Genomic DNA, 18,527 nt, shown 5'->3' with positions numbered 1-18,527 from the left:
CGCGCTGGCGGCCCGCCTGCCGAGCGGCCTCAGGCGGCCAGCTTCTTCACTTCGGCGACGATCTTCTTCGCCGCATCGCCCAGGTCGTTCGCCGGAACGATGGCGAGGCCCGAATTGGCGAGGATTTCCTTGCCCTCGGCAACGTTGGTGCCCTCGAGGCGGACGACCAGCGGCACCGCGAGGTTCACTTCCTTCGCCGCGGCGACGATGCCGGCGGCGATGATGTCGCACTTCATGATGCCGCCGAAGATGTTGACCAGGATGCCCTTCACGTTCGGATCGGCGAGGATGATCTTGAACGCGGCCGTCACCTTCTCCTTCGAGGCGCCGCCGCCGACGTCGAGGAAGTTGGCCGGGAACATGCCGTTGAGCTTGATGATGTCCATCGTCGCCATCGCCAGGCCGGCGCCGTTGACCATGCAGCCGATGTCGCCATCGAGCTTGATATAGGCCAAATCGTACTTCGAGGCTTCGAGCTCGGCGGGATCTTCCTCGCTCTCGTCGCGCAGCTCGGCGAGATCCTTGTGGCGGAACATCGCGTTGCCGTCGAACCCGACCTTGGCGTCGAGGACGAGGAGGTTGCCCTGCTCGGTCAGCGCCAGCGGGTTGACCTCGATCTGCTCGGCGTCGGTCGCGAGGAACGCGGCGTAGAGCGACGAGGCGACCTTGGCGGCCTGCTTGGCGAGATCGCCGGTCAGGCCGAGCGCCGCGGCGACGGCGCGGCCGTGGTGCGGCATGAAGCCGGTCGCGGGATCGACCGAGAAGCTGTGGATCTTCTCGGGCGTCGAGTGCGCGACTTCCTCGATGTCCATGCCGCCCTCGGTCGAGACGACGAAGGCGACTTCGCTGGTGGCGCGGTCGACGAGGAGCGCGAGGTAGAATTCCTTGGCGATGTCGGCGCCGTCGGTGATGTAGAGGCGGTTGACCTGCTTGCCATGCTCGCCGGTCTGGATCGTCACCAGCGTGTTGCCGAGCATGTCGGTGGCGTGGGCGCGGACCTCGTCGAGGCTGAAGGCGAGGCGGACGCCGCCCTTCGCATCGGGGCCGAGCTCCTTGAACTTGCCCTTGCCGCGGCCGCCGGCATGGATCTGCGACTTCACGACGTAGAGCGGCCCAGGCAGCTTCTTGGCGGCCTCGACGGCCTCCTCGACGGTGAAGGCGGCAAAGCCGGCGGCGATCGGCGCGCCATACTTTGCGAGCAGTTCCTTGGCCTGATATTCGTGGATGTTCATGGGGAGCGCGTCCTTCGCTGTCGAAGATCGGGAATTTGGGCCGCCCTAAGCACAAGCGCGCGCGTGAATCCAATCTTTTCCGCGTTATTGAGATTGCGACATAATCGCAATAGCTTCGAGGTCGGTGACAGCGGGAGTGCCCGGGCCTATGGCGGGGCCGTGCACTGGACGTTCGGTCTTGCCCTCTTCCTCGCCACGCTTGCCGCGATGGAGCTGTTCGCCTGGGCGATGCACCGCTGGGTGATGCACGGGCCGGGCTGGGTGCTCCACGCCAGCCACCACCGGGCGCGCAGCGGCTGGTTCGAGTGGAACGACCTCTATGCGGTGATCTTCGCCATCCCCTCTATCGTGCTGCTCTATGGCGGAGTGCAGGCGGGCTGGTGGCCGGGCTTCACCTGGATCGGTGCGGGAATCGCCGGCTATGGCGCGATCTATTTCGGCTTCCACGACGTGATCGTACACCAGCGCGTGGCGCACCGCCATGTCCCGCGCTCCCGCTACATGAAGCGAATCGTCCAGGCGCACCGGCTGCACCACGCCGTCGAGTCGCGGCTGGGCGCGGTGAGCTTCGGCTTTCTCTGGGCGCCGCCGGCCGAGGAATTGAAGCGGCAATTGAAGGTCAACAAGGGTTTGGCCCGCTTCCGCGCGAACCCGGATTGACGCGGACCTCGGGCGGGCACACATGCTTTCGCCATGGAGCATCTGAATCTCTCTGAGACCGAGTGGCGCAAGCGCCTCACTCCGGAACAGTTTCACGTGTTGCGCGAAGCCGGCACCGAACGCGCCTTTTCGGGGCGCTACAACGACAACAAGGCCGACGGCATCTATCGCTGCGCCGCCTGCGGGCTCGAGCTGTTCGACAGCATCGACAAATACGACTCGGGATCGGGCTGGCCGAGCTTCACCCAGCCGATCGACCCGACGCACATCAGCGAGCATGCCGACGTCAGCCACGGCATGCGCCGGGTAGAGGCCCGCTGCGCGCGCTGCGACGGGCATCTCGGCCATGTCTTCCCAGACGGCCCGCCGCCGACCGGACTTCGCTACTGCATGAACTCGGTCAGCCTCGATTTTCGTTCACGCGGTGGCAACCCGGGCCCGGCTAGCAGCGAAACCGGCGCCTGATCCTTGTGAGCGGGCCGAATAGGGCTTAATCGCACTCCCCCGATGCCATCCAATCTGCCCGCCGTGATCCGCACGCCCAAATGGCGTGACCTCTCCTTCTGGAAGCGCTTTGCGTTCTGGACGCTGGTGGGCGGGGGCAGCCTGGCGCTGCTCGGCTTCATCGCGCTGCTGATCGCGGTCTATTCGACCAAGTCGACGCTGCCGAGCTTCGACGAGCTCAAATCCTCGCCCAACGGCCAGATGATCCGCGTCCATGCCGCCGACGGCACCGTGCTGGTCTCGCTCGGGCCGAGCTATGGCGAGTGGATCAAGTACAACCAGATCCCGCAGGTGATGAAGGACGCGATCATCGCGACCGAGGATCGCCGCTTCGAATCGCACTGGGGCGTCGATCCCGTCGGCGTCGCCCGCATGTTCTGGCGCGCCAAGCAGCTGCACGACGAGGGCCGGCGCCTGCAGGGCGGCTCGACGATCACCCAGCAGGTGGCGCGCACGATCTTCCTGTCGAACAAGTACGACCTTGGCCGCAAGGTGCGCGAGGGCGTGATCGCGCTGGCGATGGAGCGGAAGTTCTCGAAGGACGAGATCCTCGAGCTCTATCTCAACAAAGTCTATTTCGGCGGCGGTGCATACGGCATCGACGCGGCGAGCCGGAAATTCTTCGGCCATTCGGCGACCAACCTGACGCTGGCCGAGGCCGCGGTGATCGCCGGGCTGGTCAAGGCCCCGTCGCATTATTCGCCCACCGCCGACGCCGAAGCCGCAATCGACCGCGCCAGCGTGGTGCTCGACCTGATGGCCGAGACCGGCAAGATCACCGAGGCCCAGGCCAAGGCGACCGATCCGCACACCGTGGCGCTCGCCCCCGAGCCCAAGCAGAACAGCGTGCGCTATTTCACCGACTGGGCGCTGCCCCAGCTCGAAGTGCTGATCGACGAGACCGAGGCGCCGCTCGAAGTGTGGACCACGCTCGACCTTTCGATGCAGCGTTCCGCCGACGACGCGATCCGCGCCAACGCCCCGGCCAATGCCCAGGGCGCGCTGATCAGCCTCGACCGTGACGGCGCCGTGCGCGCGATGGTGGGTGGCAAGGACTATGTCGCGTCGATCTACAACCGCGCGACTCAGGCGACGCGCCAGCCGGGCTCGGCCTTCAAGCTGTTCGTCTATCTCGCCGCGCTCGAGGCCGGCCACAAGCCCGACGACCTGGTGGTCGACGAGCCGGTGACGATCAACGGCTGGAGCCCGCGCAACAGCTCGGGCGCGTTCCGCGGCGAGATGAATATCCGCACCGCCTTCGCCTATTCGGTCAACACGATCGCGGCGAAGATGGGCCAGGAAGTCGGCTTCGGCACGATCGCCGACATGGCGCGCCGCTTCGGCATCACCACCCCGGTGGACACGCACCCGGCCATGGTGCTCGGCACCTCCGACGTGCGCCTGATCGACATGACCCGCGCCTTCGCCTCGGTGGCGGCCAAGGGCGTGGCGGTGACGCCCTATGGCATCACCCGGGTGACCGCGAACGGCGCAGTGATCTACCAGCACGAAGTCGATACCAGCCATGTGCTCGTCGCTCCCTATGTCGCCGCGCAGATGACCGACCTGATGCAGACCGCAGTTGCCACCGGCACCGGCCGCGCCGCGCAGATCGGCCGCCCGGTGGCGGGCAAGACCGGCACCACCACTTCGAACAAGGATGGCTGGTTCATCGGCTTCTCCTCGGGCCTGACCACGGGCGTGTGGATGGGCCGCGACGATGCCAAGGTCGTCCCCGGCCTGCAGGGCGGCACCGCGCCGGCGCGCGCCTTTCATGACTTCATGATCAAGGCGGTGGCGAAGCGACCGGCCGAGGCGTTCGACACGCAGGTGACGCTGCCCGAATATCAGCTCGACGAAGAGAATGCGGCCTATGCCGAGCCGGACAATGGCCTGTTCGTCGACCAGGACGGCAACCCGCTGCCCCAGGACCAGCAGCCGCATGGCGACGGCACCGAGCAGCAGCTTCCGCCGCAGCAGCAGGGCCAGCCGGCCCAGCAGGGCGACGAGCAGCTCGACCAGGACTGGATCGACCGGATGACCGGCAAGCGCACGCCTGCCCCGGCCCAGCCGCAGCGGGACCAGCGCGATGCACCGCGGGACGTGCCGCGCGATGCCCCGCGCCAGCCGGCTCCGGCGCCGCGCGGTGAGGCGCCGCGGGGCGAATAGCTGCAGGCCCTGTCGGCATCCCCGCGAAAGCGGGGACCCATCTCCCGGATGGGCGGCAAGCACAACGACAGGGATCTGGGATAGCGCACGAGAGGGCGTCCCGCTTGCGCGGGGGTACCGGCTGTTACCTGCCGTACCAGTGCAGTCCGGCGCCGTTGCGCTTGAGCCAGGCGCGCGCTCGATCCGGATCGCCCTCGTACAGTTCCGCCACCACCCGGTGGAAGGCCGGCGAGTGATTCATGTGCACGCGGTGCGCCACCTCGTGCGCCACCGTCGAGCGGCGGACATGGCTCGGCGCAAGCAGCAGCCGCCAGCTGTAGCGGATCTGGCCCGAGGAGGTGCAGCTGCCCCAGCGGCCGCGCGGATCGCCGATCGACACCTTGGTGACGGTCACGCCGGCGCGCTCGGCATATTCGGCGGTCTCTTCGCTGAGCAGGTCGAGCGCCGCCTGGCGCAGCCAGCGCTCGATGCGCTTCTCCAGCCCTTCGCGCGGGCCGCCGCAGAGCAACTGCTCGCCGAGGAGTCGCGGCGTCCTGCCCGCACCGCTGGCTGGCCACACGATCTCCACCTCGGCATCGCCGATCGGAATGCGCGCGCCGGGCGCAAAGGGCCGCGCCTCGGGCATCCTGGCCTGTTGCGCGGCGATCCAGCTTTGGTGCTCGCGCGCCCAGTCCATCGCCTTCTTGAGCGAGGCGCGCGGCGGCAGGGTGAGCTTCACCTTGCCCGAGCGCGGATCGATCGAGAGCCGCATCCGCCGCGACCGGGCATTGCGGACCACCTCGATCTCGGGCTCGTTCAAAGCTCGCGGTCCACCAGGTGATGCTCGAAATCGATCACATCGTCCTCGCTGACCGTCCAGCCGCGCGTCGACTGGCCGGCGGCGTGGACCGACTCGGGATCGCCGCTGACCAGATAATGCCAGCCGGGCAGCTGCTTGCCCTCGCCGCGCAGGCGATAGGCGCAGGTCGAGGGGAGCCACTCGATCTTGCTCACATTGCTCGAATTGAGCCGCACGCATTCGGCGACATAGGCATGGCGGTGCTTGTAGTCCGAGCAGCGGCCCATCCGCCGGTCGAGCAGGCGGCAGGCGACGTTGGTGGCGAGGAGCTCGCCGGTCTCCTCATCCTCCAGCTTGTGGATGCAGCACTTCCCGCACCCGTCGCACAAGGCTTCCCATTGCGCGCGGTCGAGCTTTGCCAGCGGCACGTCTTCCCAGAATCTACTGGTCATTATCTACCGGTCATTTCACCCAATGGTCGAGCTGCGCCACCACGGCCGCAGCATCCTTCTCGATCGGCAGCGACGTGATCGGCTTGCCGTCCTTGTCCATCAGATAGGCAATCTGGCTGTGTCCTACCAGATAGGCGCCGCCCGGACCGGGCGCTTCCTTCCTGGCATAGACCGCATATTGCTTCTCGACGGCCTCGATCGCCTTGGGGCTGCCGGTCAGGCCGACGATCCGGTCGTCGAAATTGCGGACGAACTCGCCGACCACCTGGGGCGTGTCGCGCTCGGGATCGACGGTGATGAAGATTGGCACGATCGCCCTGGCCTTTTCCGGCGCCTGCTTGTCGAGCGCCTTCATCGCCTGGCCGATCTTGAGCATGTCGGTCGGGCAGATGTCCGGGCAATAGGTGTAGCCGAAATAGACGATGCGATATTTGCCGGCGAAATCGCTGTCGTGCACCGCCTTGCCGCGCTGATCGGTGAGCGTGAAGGGGCCGCCGATGCGGGCGCCGGCGAGGGGCGGCTCGTCCGCGGGGCCGCTGCAGCCCGAGACGATCAGTAGCAAAGGCGCAATGCCCTGAAATATCCTGCTCATGGTGTCTCCAGCCATGATCTGATAGTTCCGGGCTTGCAAGCACTGCCGCTATGGGGTTTGGGCAAGAGATGATCGTTCGCGTAATGGGCGCCGCCGGCGCCGCCCTGCTGATGTTCGCCGCGCTGCCGGCATCGGCCCAGCAATTCTCCGACAGCTATAATTTCCTGAACGCGGTCCGCGAGACGGACGGCGCCAAGGTGAACAAGTTCCTCGAGAACAAGTCGCTCCGCATCGTCAACACCAAGGACAAGACGACGGGCGAGGGCGCGATCCACATCGTCACCCGCCGCAGCGACGCGACCTATCTGCGCGTGCTGCTCCAGCAGGACGACATCGACGCCAACCTGAAGGACAATCGCGGCAACACAGCGCTGCTCATCGCCGCCGAGCGCGGCTGGGGCGAGGGCGTGTCGATCCTGATCAAGTACGGCGCGAACGTGAACACGCAGAATGCGAGCGGCGAGACTCCGCTGATCCGCGCAGTGCAGGTGCACGAGATCGAAGTCGTCCGCCAGCTGCTCGCCGCCGGTGCCAATCCGGACCGGACCGACAATGTCACCGGCAAGTCGGCGCGCGATTATGCCCGCGACGAGACGCGCTATCCGCAGATCGCCAAGCTGCTCGCCGAGGCCCAGAAGGGCGGCAAGACGAGCGGCGGCCTCGGCCCGGCCGGACCCAAGCTCTAGAAGCTCGCCTCGGCGTCGGGATCGAGGATCTGGATGACCCGGCGCGCGGCGCGCCGGGCAAAGGCCAGCGTGCATTTCCTGCGGGTGGGGGCGGGCAGCGGCACCGTCGCCGCCTCGCGCATCACCGCGGCATCATAGCGATCGGCGACGATGATCCCGGCGCGGGCGGGCAGGAAGCCCTGCTGCTCGAGCGGGCGCAGGTCGAAGCCCTCGGGCACCGCCCAGAAGAAGCGGTCGCAATGCGCGAGATAGTCGGTCCATTTGCCGTCGCCGAGCAGATCGGCGCGCGCAACCTTGATCTCGACAATGACGATGTTGCCGCGCGAATCGATCGCCATCAGGTCGGCGCGGCGACCGCCCTCGAGCGGTACCTCGGCGAGCGCGACGCAATCGTGGCGGAGCAGCAGGCGCGTGACCCCGCGCGCGACGTCTGCGGCGATAAGCGGATCGGTCTGAATCGAAACGGCCGGGGAGTTCATCCCCGGCCGTCTAGAACATTAAGCGAACGCGGGGAAGCCCGCGACTCACTCAGCGATAGAAAACATGATTGCCGACCGAGCCGACACGGGCGCGCTTCCAGCTCGGCTTCACATAGCGAGCATGGAAATACAGCGCCTCAGGCACGGGCGAATCCCACTGCTCCTTCATCGCCACCTGGGCGACGGCAAGCGCCTTCTTCCACTGGCCGTTCGCCGGCGGCGTCGGCAGCTTGCCGCCGCGCACGAAGGAGAACTGGCCGCGCTGCGTGACGACGCCGCACACCGAGCGCGGGAAGCGGCCCGATTCGGTGCGGTTGAGGATCACGTCCGCCACGGCGAGCTGGCCGGCGAGCGGCTCGCTCTTCGATTCGTAATAAACGCTGACCGCAAGGCAATTGAGCTCGCTGTCGAGCGACGCGGGCGCTGCCTGCGCGGCCACGGCTTCGGTGAGCGAGTCGAAATCTTCGTCCGCATCCGCGTTCGGGATCTGCTGGACTGCTTCCTTGACCGGAAGCGGCGCGGCCTGGGGAGCCGGCGTGGGAACAACCTGATGTTCCAGCGAGTTGACCATCTGAACCGGCGCTTCCTGCGCGGCGAGGGTCACATCGAGCGTGGCGGCATTCGCAAGTGCGCCAGCGCAAAAGGTCACGGTCGCGAAGCACGCGACACGGTGAATGAGCTTCATTAAACTTCGTTATTATGCGGTTGGTGCGCGGCCGGCCCTGGTTTTCATATGGACCGCCGGGCTTCCCCCCCGACTGCGTAACCGACCGACTTCACACCCCGGGCAGCACAACGCGATTGCATGTGGGTGCGGCCTTTCGCTTCGCGGCACCGATATGTCAATTCATCGCCAATGTTTCAGCGGCGAACCGTTCCCCATCCGCGATATCCAGTTCGACCACCCACAGGTCGGAATCGCGCTGCCGGCGTCGCTGCCAATAGGCGCTGACCTCACCGTCATCGGTCAATTCGCGCGGGCCCGAGGCGATCAGCGCGGGATTTCCATCCGGGCCGAGGCCGCGCTCGACGAAGCGCGGGTTGGCACCGCGCTCGACCAGCAGCAGCAGCAGCGCACCCGCCGTGGCGTCGCCCTTTGCCAACACCATCGCGCCGCCGCCCGCGCCCTCGGCACGACGGATCAGCGCGTTGACGAGCAACCCGGTGGCGAGCCGCGCCATCAGCCCTGGACGTAGCCAGGCAGCGAGGCGAGCGCGATCCGCGAGCGCATGAAGGTGCCTGTGCCGCGCGCGGCTTCCTCGCCGGTCGCGTCGATCAGCCGCGCTTCGCCGACGAACACCCGCCGCTGCCCGCTCACCCACCGCCCCTCCGCGACCACCGGTCCGGGACCGAGCGGCTTGGTGAGCAGCAGGTTGAACTGGGTGGTCAGCACGAAGCGATCGGTGACCAGGCTGTTGACCGCATAGAAGGCCGCATCGTCGAGCATCTTGAAATAGCTCGTGCCGTGCGCGGCGCCCGCCGCATGGAAATAGCGCTCGTCGATATCGAAGCGGATCCGCGCGACACCCGGCTCGGGAATCTCAAGCACCGATTCGAACAGCCGGTTGATCGGCGCCGCCGCATAGAGCGATTCCAAGGCGCGGAAATGCGCCTCGGCACCGGTCGGCGACGCGGACCCGGGCATCTCAGGCAGCGTCACGCGTCTCCACGCCGGCGAGCAGCGCGTAGAGCGCATCCTTCGATCCGGCGCCACGCAGCTTGGCCGCCACGCCCTTGTCGCGCAACAGCCGCGAGACGCAGGCCAGCGCCTTGAGGTGATCGGCACCCGCGCCGACCGGCGAGAGCAGCATGAACACCAGGTCGACGGGCAGCTCGTCCACCGCGCCGAAATCGACGGGCTTGTCGAGCCGCACGAAGACGCCGCAGACGCGGCGGATCGCATCGAGCTTGCCATGCGGAATGGCGATTCCGGCGCCGAAGCCGGTCGAGCCGAGCTTCTCGCGCTCGGCAAGCGTATCGGCCACCGCCCGCGCGTCGAGGCCATAGGCCTCGGCGGCGGCTGCCCCCAGCGCTGCGAACAGCGCCTTCTTGCTGGCAACGCTCACGCCGGAGAGCACTGCCTCCGGCACGAGCAAATCACTGATCGTCGTCATCGAATTTCCAGTTGAGGTCCGCCCCCCGGCGCGTGCCTAACTCAGGCAGCTCGATTGGGTTCCACCCAGCCAATCGTCCCATCGCCGCGCCGATAGACCATGTTGTGCGCCCCTGTCGCGCTATTTCGGAAGAGCAGCGCGTTGGTGTGGCGCAGGTCGAGCATCATAACTGCGTCCGAAACGGTGGCATCGGGCACATCGACTCGAGTCTCGGCGATGATCAGCGGCGCATCCGACGGTTCTTCCTCGTCGGCCGGCTCCTGGAACAGCGTGTATCCGGCATTATTGTCGTACGCACCGTTCTCGGCGAACGCGCTGACCACGCCGTTCTGGCGATCCTTGAGCCGGCGCGTGTAGCGCCGCAGCTGCTTGTCGATACGGTCCGCGGCGCCGTCGAACGCGCCATGCGCTTCCATCCCGGTATTCGCCGCCTTCAGCACCAGGCCCTGCATCACGTGCATCACGATGTCACAGGTGAAACCGTTGTCGTGCGGTCCCTTGCCGAAGGTGGCCTGGGACGAGATCGCGCGCGAGAAATATTTGTCGGCGATCCCCTGGAGCCGTTCGTTGACCTGCGCCTTGAGCGCGGCGCCGGTCTCGACCTGATGCCCAGAAACCCGGATGTCCATCTTCACCTCCGCTATTGCGAGGACGTTAGCTGGGGCGGGGTCCCAGCCCTTTGATTCCGGCCAAAACCGGGTTCAACTGGCTGCGGCGGCGCCCCAGAGCGGCTCCTCCATCTTAGAGAGAAAGGCTGCGTGGCGTTCAAGTTCCGCCGCGCTCGCTTCAAATTGCCGCGCGGGGCGCACATGTACCCGCGTCGGGGCCTCGGCCGCGGTCTCGCGCACGATCGGCGCGTCCACCGCGAGGCCCAGCGTGATCTGCCGCCCGCCGGTCAGTTCGACATAGACTTGCGCCAGCAGCGACGCGTCGATCAGCGCGCCGTGCAGCGTGCGCTGGGTCAGGTCGATGCCGTAGCGCGTGCACAGCGCGTCGAGCGTGTGCTTGGCGCCGGGATGCTTCACCCGGGCGATCGCCAGCGTATCGACCATGCGCGAGAGATCGACGATCGGCCGGCCGCACTTGGTCAGCTCGCCATTGACGAAGCCGAAGTCGAAATTCGCGTTGTGCGCGATCATCGGGCTGTCGCCGATGAACTCGAGCAGGTCCTCGACCACGTCGTGGAACAGCGGCTTGTCCGAAAGGAACACTTCCGAAAGGCCGTGGACATTGAACGCCTCGATCGGCATCGGCCGCTGGGGATTCACATAAGCGTGGAAATGGCGCCCGGTCAGCACCCGGTTGACCAGTTCGACACAGCCGATCTCGACCAGCCGGTCGCCTCCCGAGAAGCTGAGCCCGGTGGTTTCGGTGTCGAACACGATTTCACGCATTTGTCACTTATCCTCCCGCCAGGGCTTCGAGGCAAGCGATGACATCGCGCACCGCGGCGCGCGTCTCATCGAGGGAACCGCCCGTCGGAATCACGAAATCGGCGCGGGCGCGCTTGGCCGCATCCGGCATCTGGCGGGCGAGGATCTCCTCGAATCGCGCGGCGGTCATGCCGGGCCTGGCGAGGGTGCGGCGGCGCTGGACGTCGGGCGGCGCGGAGACCACCGCGACGCGATCGACCCCGGCATCGCCGCCGGTCTCGAACAGCAGCGGCACGTCGAGCACCACCAGCGCCGCCCCGGCATGGCGCGCCAGGAATGTCTCACGCTCCTCGCCGACCGCGGGGTGCATGATCGATTCGAGCCGGGCGAACGCCGCCTGGTCGCCGAACACTTGGGCACGCAGCGCCGGGCGATCGACGCCTTCGGGGCCGGTGGTGCCGGGGAACATCGCCTCGATCGCCGAGACGATCCGGCCGCCCGGACCCTGGAGCTGGTGCACCGCTTCATCGGCGTCGAACACGGGCACGCCCTCGTCGCGGAACATCGCCGCCACCGTCGACTTGCCCATGCCGATCGACCCGGTCAGGCCTAGCGTGATCATGCGAGCAGCAGCTCGCGCAGCTCCTCGTCGCGGTCGCGCGGAGGCTCGGCGCCGAAGAACAGCTCGAAGGCGAGCGCGGCCTGGCCGACCAGCATCCCGAGCCCGTCCACCGTGTCGAGCTCGCGCGCGCGCGCCTGGGCGAGCAGGCCGGTCTCGAGCGGCGAATAGACGGCGTCATAGACGACCGCATCCTCGGGCAGCGGCGACAGGTCGACCTCAAGCGGCGGCTGGCCGACCATGCCGAGCGCACTGGCATTCACCAGCAAGGCGGCCGGCGGCAGCTTGGCGTTCAGCGCCAGCGCATCGCCCTTGATCCCGAAGCTCGATAGCAACGCCGCGCCCTTGAGCACATTGCGGTTGAGGATCGTCACGCGGCCGATGCCGATCTTGGAGAGCGCGAACAGGATCGCCCGCGCGGCGCCGCCCGCGCCGATCACCACCGCGTGCTTGCCGTCGAGATCGAGCCCCGCGATTGGCGTGTAGAAGCCGCCGGCATCGGTGTTGGTGCCGATCAACGCGCCGTCCTCGGCGCGGATGACGGTGTTGATCGCACCGATCGACTGGCGGATGCCGCCGCGATCCTCGACAAATTCGAGCGCGGCTTCCTTGTGCGGCAGCGTGATGTTGCAGCCGCGCCAGGCCGGATCGCCGCGGCGCGATTCGAAATAGCCGGCAAGCTCGTCGGGCTTAACATGCGCGCGCCGATAGTCGGCCTCGATGCCGAGTTGCTCCAGCCAGAAGCCGTGGATCAGCGGCGACTTGGACTGGGCGATGGGATCGCCGATCACTTCGGCATACGGTGTCATGACGTCAGAATCCCTCGGATGCGCAGATAGTCGAGGATCGGCAGCAGCGGCATGCCGAGGATGGTGAACTGGCTGCCTTCGGTCCGGCTGAACAGCTGGACGCCCGGGCCCTCGATCCGGAAGCAGCCGACGCACCCGGCGATCGCGGGCCATTCGACATCGAGATATTCGGCGATGAACTTCTCCGAAAGCGGGCGGACATGGAGCTTCGCCCGATCGACATGGCGCCACACCGCGCGGCCGCCTTCGGCGATCACTGCGGCGCTGAAGATGTCATGGGTCTTGCCCGACATGCGGCGGAGGTGATCCGCGGCCTGCTCGCGGCTCTCCGGCTTGTCGAGCAACGAACCGTCGTCGAGCGCGACCAGCGAATCGCCGCCAAGCACCAAGGCGGTCGGCACCAGGCCGGAGACCTTGCGCGCCTTCAGCTCCGCCAGCGCATCGGCCAGGTCGCGCGGCGAAATGCCGTCGGCACGCAAAGCCGCCTTGGCCGAGGCTTCGTCGACCTGCGCGGTCACTGCCTCGTGCGGCACGCCGGCGTCATTGAGCATCGCCCGGCGCGAGGCGCTTTGTGAAGCGAGAACGAGCTTCATGAACTTCCCTTTTCGAGCGTGCGTTCGTTGCACAGCTGGATGATCGCCGCCGCGGTTTCCTCGATCGAGCGGCGCGTCACGTCGATCACCGGCCAGCCATTGTCGGCGAACATTCGGCGGGCATAGGCGACTTCGCGCGTCACCGCGTCCTGCTCGACATAGCTGGTTTCCGTCGCCTGATTCAGCGAAAGCAGGCGGTTTCGGCGGATCTGGATCAGCCGATCGGCGCTGGTGGTGAGGCCGACGATCAGCGGGTGCCTGAGCTTGTAGAGCTCGGGCGGCGGCGGCGATTCGACCACGATCGGGATGTTGGCGGTCTTGTAGCCGCGGTTCGCCAGGTAGATCGAGGTCGGCGTCTTGGACGAGCGCGAGACGCCGGCGAGAAGGATGTCCGCCTCCTCCCAATCCTCGGCGAGCAGCCCGTCGTCATGCGCGATGGTGAACTGGATCGCATCGACGCGGGCGAAATAGGCAGCGTCGAGGGTGTGCTGGCGTCCGGGCCGCGCCTTGGCTTCCTGGCCGAGCAGGTTGGAGAGCGCGTGGTTGACCGGATCGAGCGGGGCGATCGCCGGCAGGCCCATCGCGCGGCAGCGGCTCTCGAGCGTGCGCCGCGTCTCGGGGTTCACCAGCGTGAACAGCACCAGGCCGGGATTCTGCGAAATCTCCTGGAGGATCCGCTCGAGATGCGCTTCGCTGCGCACCATCGGCCAGAAATGCCGGAGCGTTTCGACATCGTCATATTGGGCGAGCGCCGCCTTGGCGATATTCTCCAGCGTCTCGCCGGTGGAGTCGGAGAGGAGGTGAAGGTGCAGCCGCATCACGCCGTTAGTGAATCTGTGGAGAACATGCCCCACAGCCACTAGCGCAACCAGGCGCGCGAACCAATCGGGTCAGTTCGATGACTCCCGCTGGTGATTCGTCCACAACCGCGTCCCCAGCCTGTCGTTCCGATGCACGGCCTGTGGAAAACGGGGATAGCGCCAGCGAATCCGGAGAGTCCCGTGGGGCCGCGCGAGTCAATCTGTTGGCAAGTCGCGGACGAGCGCATAAGCCCCGGCTTCCACGCCCCAACAGACTCCAACAATCTCTAGATTCATTCTTTATAGTATTAGGATCGAGGCACTGACCGTCCCCAGCCCCAAGCCGCTGCTCGAAACGCTCAAGGGTGCTCGGCAGGAGAAACCGCCCGTGTGGCTGATGCGCCAGGCCGGGCGCTATCTCCCCGAATATCGCGCGCTTCGGGCCGAGAAGGGCGGATTCCTCGCGCTGGCACTGGACCCCGAGGCTGCGGCCGAGATCACGCTCCAGCCGATCCGCCGCTTCGGCATGGACGGCGCGATCCTGTTCTCCGACATCCTGATGGTGCCGATGGCGCTGGGGCAGAAGCTGTGGTTCGAGACCGGCGAAGGCCCGCGCCTGGCGCCGACGGTGACCGCCCGCCAGATCCTGGATGGCCTTGAATCGCAGCCAGAGACCCTTCAGCCGGTCTATGCGACGGTTCGGCGGGTCTCGGCCGCCCTCGACCCCAAGACCACCTTCCTGGGCTTTGCAGGCAGCCCCTGGACCGTCGCCACCTATATGATCGCCGGCCAGGGCAGCCGCGAGCAGGCCGAAGCGCGGCGGCTGGCCTATGCCGATCCGGGCCTGATGCAGGCGCTGATCGATCGCATCGCTGAATGCACGATCGACTATCTCGGCGCGCAGATCGGCGCGGGCGTCGAGGCGGTGCAGCTTTTCGACAGCTGGGCCGGTAGCCTGAGCCCCGAACAGTTCGAGCGCTGGGTGATCGCGCCGACCGCACGGATCGCCGCCGCGGTGCAGGGCAAGGCGCCGGTGATCGGCTTCCCCAAGGGCGCTGGCGGCAAGCTGCCTGCCTATGCCCGCGAGACCGGGGTGGACGCGCTCGGGCTCGACGAAACGGTCGACCCGGCCTGGGCGAACGCCGTGCTGCCCGAGGGGCTGCCGGTGCAGGGCAATCTCGATCCGCTCGCGCTGATCGCCGGCGGCGAAACGCTCGATCGCGCGGTCGACCGCATCCTTTCGGCCTTTCCAAGCCGGCCGCATGTGTTCAATCTCGGGCACGGCATCCAGCAGGACACGCCGATCGCGCATGTCGAGCGGCTGCTGGCCAGGATCAGGGGATAGACAATGGCGGGATGGCTTGGCGGTGCCTATCTGTGGGTCAAGGCGTTCCACATCATCTTCGTGATCTTCTGGATGGCCGGCCTGTTCCTGCTGCCGCGCTATCTGGTGCATCACCAGGAAGCGCTCGGCACCGCGGAGGCCGCCGCCTGGGAGAGGCGCGAGGCGCTGCTCCGCCGGATGATCCTCGCCCCTTCGATCCTGATCGTCTGGATCCTGGGCCTTTGCCTCGCGGCCAATCTCGGCCTGTTCGAAGGCGGCGCCGGGCTCGGCTGGCTCCATGCCAAGCTGTTGATCGTGCTGCTGCTTTCCGGATTCCACGGCTGGGCGGTCGGCTATTCGAAGAAGCTCGCCAAGGGGCAGGGCAGCATCGCGCCGCGCCGCTTGCGCATGCTCGGCGAGCTGCCCGCGCTGGCAGTGGTGCTGGTCGTGATCCTGGCGGTGGTGAAGCCCTTCTGAGCCCTGTGTAACATTATTGCTCCGAAACGGTGCATCGCAGCAATATGAGGCCTGTCGCAAAAGCGCATCCCAGACCGCCGATCCCGGTTGACTTGGGGGTGGGCCACTCCTAATTCCACAGCGTGGACCGGGTCACCGGGACATTCCTCCTAGCATCGTTATTCGCGCGCGACCTTACCGCCGACAAACCGACGCTCCCCCCAGATCAACATCCGGACTCCAAATGCACCTCAAGGAACTCAAGAAAACCCCGCCCGCAGAGCTGGTCTCGATGGCCGAGGAGCTGGGCGTCGAGAGCGCGTCGACGCTGCGCAAGCAGGACCTGTTGTTCGCGATCCTCAAGGCGCAGGCCGAGAATGGCGACCAGATCATGGGCGAGGGCACGATCGAAGTGCTGCCCGACGGCTTCGGCTTCCTGCGCAGCCCCGAGGCGAATTATCTCGCTGGCCCCGACGACATCTATGTCTCGCCCAACCAGGTCCGCAAGTTCGGCCTGCGCACCGGCGACACGGTGGAAGGCGAGATCCGCGGGCCCAAAGACGGCGAGCGCTATTTCGCGCTGACCCGCCTGGTCTCGGTCAATTTCGACGATCCCGACGCGGTCCGCCACCGGGTCAATTTCGACAACCTCACCCCGCTCTATCCCGAGAGCAAGCTGACGCTCGACCAGCTCGATCCGACCCAGAAGGACAAGTCGGCGCGCGTCATCGACATCGTCTCGCCGCAGGGCAAGGGCCAGCGCACGCTGATCGTGGCGCCGCCGCGCGTCGGCAAGACGGTGATGCTGCAGAACATCGCCAAGGCGATCACCGACAACCATCCCGAGGTCTTCCTGATCGTGCTGCTCATCGACGAGCGCCCGGAGGAAGTCACCGACATGCAGCGCTCGGTGAAGGGCGAGGTGATCTCCTCGACCTTCGACGAGCCGGCGCAGCGCCACGTGCAAGTCTCTGAAATGGTGATCGAAAAGGCCAAGCGCCTGGTCGAGCACAAGAAGGACGTGGTGATCCTGCTCGACTCGATCACGCGCCTCGGCCGCGCCTACAACACCGTGGTGCCCTCGTCGGGCAAGGTGCTGACCGGCGGTGTCGACGCCAATGCGCTGCAGCGCCCGAAGCGCTTCTTCGGCGCCGCGCGCAATATCGAGGAGGGCGGCTCGCTCTCGATCATCGCCACCGCGCTGATCGACACCGGCAGCCGCATGGACGAAGTCATCTTCGAAGAGTTCAAGGGCACCGGCAACTCGGAAATCGTCCTCGACCGCAAGGTGGCGGACAAGCGCATCTTCCCGGCGCTGGACGTCGGCAAGTCGGGCACCCGCAAGGAAGAGCTGCTCGTCGACAAGGCCAAGCTTACCAAGATGTGGGTGCTGCGCCGCATCCTGATGCAGATGGGCACCGTCGACGCGATGGAGTTCCTGCTCGACAAGATGAAGGACTCGAAGACCAACGAGGACTTCTTCGATTCGATGAACCAGTGATCGAGAACGGCCTGGGTTAGCGGGCGCTAACCCAGGTCTCGTTCCGATCCGGCCGGCGGGCAAAGCCCGGCCGACGGCGTGGGCTTTGCCCGCGCCTTTTTTGTAATTAAGGCCAGCCCATGCACTTCGACTTCAGCGCCGTCTTCAAGCCCACCGGCCTCGCCAGCCTTGGCCAGATCATCCTGGGCGACCTCACCATGGCCGGCGACAATGTCGTGGTGATGGGCTCGCTCGCCTCGGGCCTGCCCGACAAGCAGCGCAAGCAGGTGCTGCTGCTCGGCGTCGGCATGGCCTTGGTCTTCCTGATCGGCTTCTCGCTGATCGCGGTGCAGCTGCTCCAGATCACCGGGCTGGTCCTCGCCGGCGGACTGCTGCTGCTCTGGGTGGCGTTCAACATGTACCGCGAGATCCGCGGCCATGGTGCCGAGGAAACCGCCGAGAAGCCCAAGGTCGCCAAGACCTTCCTCGCCGCGGCGATCCAGATCACGATCGCCGACCTGTCGATGAGCCTCGACAATGTGCTGCTCGTCGCCTCGATCGCGCGCGAGAACCCGGCGCTGCTCGTCTTCGGCCTCAGCTTCTCGGTGCTGCTGATGGGCTTGGCTGCGAATGTCGTCGCGCGGCTGATCCAGCGCCATCACTGGATCACCTATATCGGCCTGGTCGTGATCCTGTGGGTCGCCGGGCGGATGATCTATGAGGGGATCGTCGACAACAAGATCGGCATCCTCCACCTGCTCGTATAAGGCATCGCCATGGATCTTGCCGGCTTCCTCACTCCCGATGCGTTGCAGGCGCTGGGCGAAGTCGTCGTCATCGATCTGGTGCTGGCCGGCGACAATGCCGTGGTGGTGGGCGCGCTGGCGGCGGGCTTGCCGGCACGGCAGCAGCGCCAGGTGATCCTGGTCGGCATCGGCGCGGCGCTCGTCATGCGCATCGCCTTCGCGCTGATCGCGACGCAGCTGCTCCAGGTGATCGGGCTGCTCTTCGCCGGCGGCATCCTGCTGCTCTGGGTGGCCTGGAAGATGTGGCGCGAGTTGCGCGGGCAGGCGCACCACGATGCCCATGCCGAGAAGCCGCCCAAGCGCTTCCTGGCCGCCGCCTGGTCGGTGGCGCTGGCCGATGTCAGCATGAGCCTCGACAATGTCCTTGGCGTCGCCGGTGCCGCGCGCGAGCATCCCGCGATCCTCGTCTTCGGACTGATCTTCTCGGTGGCGGTGATGGGCCTCGCCGCCAACCTCATCGCCAAGGTGATCGACCGCTATCGCTGGATCGGTTTCGGCGGGCTGGCCGTGATCGTCTGGGTCGCGGTGCGGATGCTCTATGAGGGCGTGGTCAACCAGGAGACCGGGCTGGCGACGCTCGTCTGAAGCATCGCCAGCAAGG

At 66.7% G+C, this 18,527-nt stretch carries 24 protein-coding genes; 9 read left to right on the top strand and 15 right to left on the bottom strand.

Annotation, left to right across the window (positions count from 1 at the left end; translation table 11 throughout):
• Positions 1-29 precede the first annotated feature (29 nt).
• Positions 30-1,232 carry an ADP-forming succinate--CoA ligase subunit beta gene (sucC, locus tag ABLE38_RS09190; RefSeq protein ID WP_348973851.1) on the bottom strand — a complete coding sequence of 401 codons (1,203 nt, stop codon included), beginning with the start codon at positions 1,230-1,232 and terminating at the stop codon, positions 30-32.
• 207 nt (positions 1,233-1,439) lie between these two features.
• Between sucC and ABLE38_RS09185 the strand changes: the two genes are divergently transcribed.
• From ABLE38_RS09185 to ABLE38_RS09175, 3 genes are read left to right on the top strand one after another with little or no spacing between them, the layout of a single operon-like run.
• Complete coding sequence (locus ABLE38_RS09185) at positions 1,440-1,892, top strand: beta-carotene hydroxylase (protein WP_348974474.1); 453 nt, start codon at positions 1,440-1,442, stop codon at positions 1,890-1,892.
• Positions 1,893-1,925: 33 nt separating this feature from the next.
• Entirely contained in the window at positions 1,926-2,357 is a 432-nt protein-coding gene (gene msrB / locus ABLE38_RS09180) for a peptide-methionine (R)-S-oxide reductase MsrB (RefSeq protein WP_348973850.1), read from the top strand.
• A gap of 42 nt (positions 2,358-2,399) precedes the next feature.
• Positions 2,400-4,565, top strand: a complete 2,166-nt coding sequence (locus tag ABLE38_RS09175; protein WP_348973849.1) for a PBP1A family penicillin-binding protein — start codon at positions 2,400-2,402, stop codon at positions 4,563-4,565.
• Positions 4,566-4,689: 124 nt separating this feature from the next.
• Here the strand turns inward: ABLE38_RS09175 and ABLE38_RS09170 are convergent, their stop codons facing one another.
• From ABLE38_RS09170 to ABLE38_RS09160, 3 genes are read right to left on the bottom strand one after another with little or no spacing between them, the layout of a single operon-like run.
• Entirely contained in the window at positions 4,690-5,364 is a 675-nt protein-coding gene (locus tag ABLE38_RS09170; protein ID WP_348973848.1) for a SprT family zinc-dependent metalloprotease, read from the bottom strand.
• Positions 5,361-5,795, bottom strand: a complete 435-nt coding sequence (locus ABLE38_RS09165) for a YcgN family cysteine cluster protein (RefSeq protein WP_348973847.1) — start codon at positions 5,793-5,795, stop codon at positions 5,361-5,363. Before ABLE38_RS09165 ends, ABLE38_RS09170 begins: the two co-directional genes overlap by 4 nt.
• A gap of 10 nt (positions 5,796-5,805) precedes the next feature.
• Positions 5,806-6,387 carry an SCO family protein gene (locus ABLE38_RS09160; protein ID WP_348973846.1) on the bottom strand — a complete coding sequence of 194 codons (582 nt, stop codon included), beginning with the start codon at positions 6,385-6,387 and terminating at the stop codon, positions 5,806-5,808.
• Positions 6,388-6,455: 68 nt separating this feature from the next.
• Between ABLE38_RS09160 and ABLE38_RS09155 the strand changes: the two genes are divergently transcribed.
• The gene (locus ABLE38_RS09155; RefSeq protein ID WP_348973845.1) at positions 6,456-7,073 is read left to right on the top strand and encodes an ankyrin repeat domain-containing protein; all 618 of its coding nucleotides are present in this window, start codon (positions 6,456-6,458) and stop codon (positions 7,071-7,073) included.
• Here the strand turns inward: ABLE38_RS09155 and ABLE38_RS09150 are convergent.
• The 11 genes from ABLE38_RS09150 to ABLE38_RS09100 form a co-directional block, all read right to left on the bottom strand.
• Positions 7,070-7,552 carry an MmcB family DNA repair protein gene (locus ABLE38_RS09150; RefSeq protein ID WP_348973844.1) on the bottom strand — a complete coding sequence of 161 codons (483 nt, stop codon included), beginning with the start codon at positions 7,550-7,552 and terminating at the stop codon, positions 7,070-7,072. The genes ABLE38_RS09155 and ABLE38_RS09150 overlap by 4 nt on opposite strands.
• Before the next feature lie 49 nt (positions 7,553-7,601).
• A complete protein-coding gene (locus ABLE38_RS09145; RefSeq protein ID WP_348973843.1) occupies positions 7,602-8,237 on the bottom strand; it encodes a cell wall hydrolase in 636 nt (211 codons plus the stop codon).
• Between the two features lie 157 nt (positions 8,238-8,394).
• Positions 8,395-8,733: a DUF1491 family protein gene (locus ABLE38_RS09140; RefSeq protein WP_348973842.1), complete on the bottom strand. Its 339-nt coding sequence runs from the start codon at positions 8,731-8,733 to the stop codon at positions 8,395-8,397.
• Positions 8,733-9,197: a PaaI family thioesterase gene (locus ABLE38_RS09135; RefSeq protein WP_348974473.1), complete on the bottom strand. Its 465-nt coding sequence runs from the start codon at positions 9,195-9,197 to the stop codon at positions 8,733-8,735. Before ABLE38_RS09135 ends, ABLE38_RS09140 begins: the two co-directional genes overlap by 1 nt.
• Before the next feature lies 1 nt (position 9,198).
• On the bottom strand, positions 9,199-9,666 hold the full coding sequence (locus tag ABLE38_RS09130) for a PTS sugar transporter subunit IIA (RefSeq protein ID WP_348973841.1): 468 nt from the start codon (positions 9,664-9,666) through the stop codon (positions 9,199-9,201).
• Between the two features lie 41 nt (positions 9,667-9,707).
• Positions 9,708-10,295: a ribosome-associated translation inhibitor RaiA gene (gene raiA / locus ABLE38_RS09125; RefSeq protein WP_348973840.1), complete on the bottom strand. Its 588-nt coding sequence runs from the start codon at positions 10,293-10,295 to the stop codon at positions 9,708-9,710.
• 72 nt (positions 10,296-10,367) lie between these two features.
• On the bottom strand, positions 10,368-11,060 hold the full coding sequence (dnaQ, locus tag ABLE38_RS09120) for a DNA polymerase III subunit epsilon (protein ID WP_348973839.1): 693 nt from the start codon (positions 11,058-11,060) through the stop codon (positions 10,368-10,370).
• A gap of 7 nt (positions 11,061-11,067) precedes the next feature.
• Positions 11,068-11,661 (bottom strand): dephospho-CoA kinase, encoded by a 594-nt coding sequence (gene coaE / locus ABLE38_RS09115; RefSeq protein WP_348973838.1) that lies wholly within the window; start codon positions 11,659-11,661, stop codon positions 11,068-11,070.
• Complete coding sequence (gene aroE, locus ABLE38_RS09110) at positions 11,658-12,467, bottom strand: shikimate dehydrogenase (RefSeq protein ID WP_348973837.1); 810 nt, start codon at positions 12,465-12,467, stop codon at positions 11,658-11,660. Before aroE ends, coaE begins: the two co-directional genes overlap by 4 nt.
• Entirely contained in the window at positions 12,464-13,060 is a 597-nt protein-coding gene (locus ABLE38_RS09105) for a nucleoside triphosphate pyrophosphatase (RefSeq protein ID WP_348973836.1), read from the bottom strand. The genes aroE and ABLE38_RS09105 overlap by 4 nt, the downstream gene beginning before the upstream one ends.
• Complete coding sequence (locus ABLE38_RS09100) at positions 13,057-13,881, bottom strand: pyruvate, water dikinase regulatory protein (protein ID WP_348973835.1); 825 nt, start codon at positions 13,879-13,881, stop codon at positions 13,057-13,059. The genes ABLE38_RS09105 and ABLE38_RS09100 overlap by 4 nt, the downstream gene beginning before the upstream one ends.
• A gap of 301 nt (positions 13,882-14,182) precedes the next feature.
• On the opposite strand from ABLE38_RS09100, the gene hemE reads away from it, so the two are divergent.
• From hemE to ABLE38_RS09075, 5 genes are all read left to right on the top strand, one after another.
• On the top strand, positions 14,183-15,205 hold the full coding sequence (gene hemE / locus ABLE38_RS09095; protein WP_348974472.1) for a uroporphyrinogen decarboxylase: 1,023 nt from the start codon (positions 14,183-14,185) through the stop codon (positions 15,203-15,205).
• Positions 15,206-15,208: 3 nt separating this feature from the next.
• Complete coding sequence (locus ABLE38_RS09090; protein WP_348973834.1) at positions 15,209-15,661, top strand: CopD family protein; 453 nt, start codon at positions 15,209-15,211, stop codon at positions 15,659-15,661.
• Positions 15,662-15,884: 223 nt separating this feature from the next.
• Positions 15,885-17,141, top strand: a complete 1,257-nt coding sequence (gene rho / locus ABLE38_RS09085; RefSeq protein WP_116839525.1) for a transcription termination factor Rho — start codon at positions 15,885-15,887, stop codon at positions 17,139-17,141.
• A gap of 119 nt (positions 17,142-17,260) precedes the next feature.
• Positions 17,261-17,887, top strand: coding sequence for a YjbE family putative metal transport protein (locus ABLE38_RS09080; RefSeq protein ID WP_348973833.1), 627 nt, complete (start codon positions 17,261-17,263; stop codon positions 17,885-17,887).
• Between the two features lie 9 nt (positions 17,888-17,896).
• Positions 17,897-18,511: a TerC family protein gene (locus ABLE38_RS09075; RefSeq protein ID WP_348973832.1), complete on the top strand. Its 615-nt coding sequence runs from the start codon at positions 17,897-17,899 to the stop codon at positions 18,509-18,511.
• Positions 18,512-18,527 lie beyond the last annotated feature (16 nt).

The organism is Sphingomonas sp. KR3-1 (genome assembly GCF_040049295.1).
Lineage (GTDB): Bacteria > Pseudomonadota > Alphaproteobacteria > Sphingomonadales > Sphingomonadaceae > Sphingomonas.
This window is presented reverse-complemented; position numbering and strand designations above follow the sequence as displayed.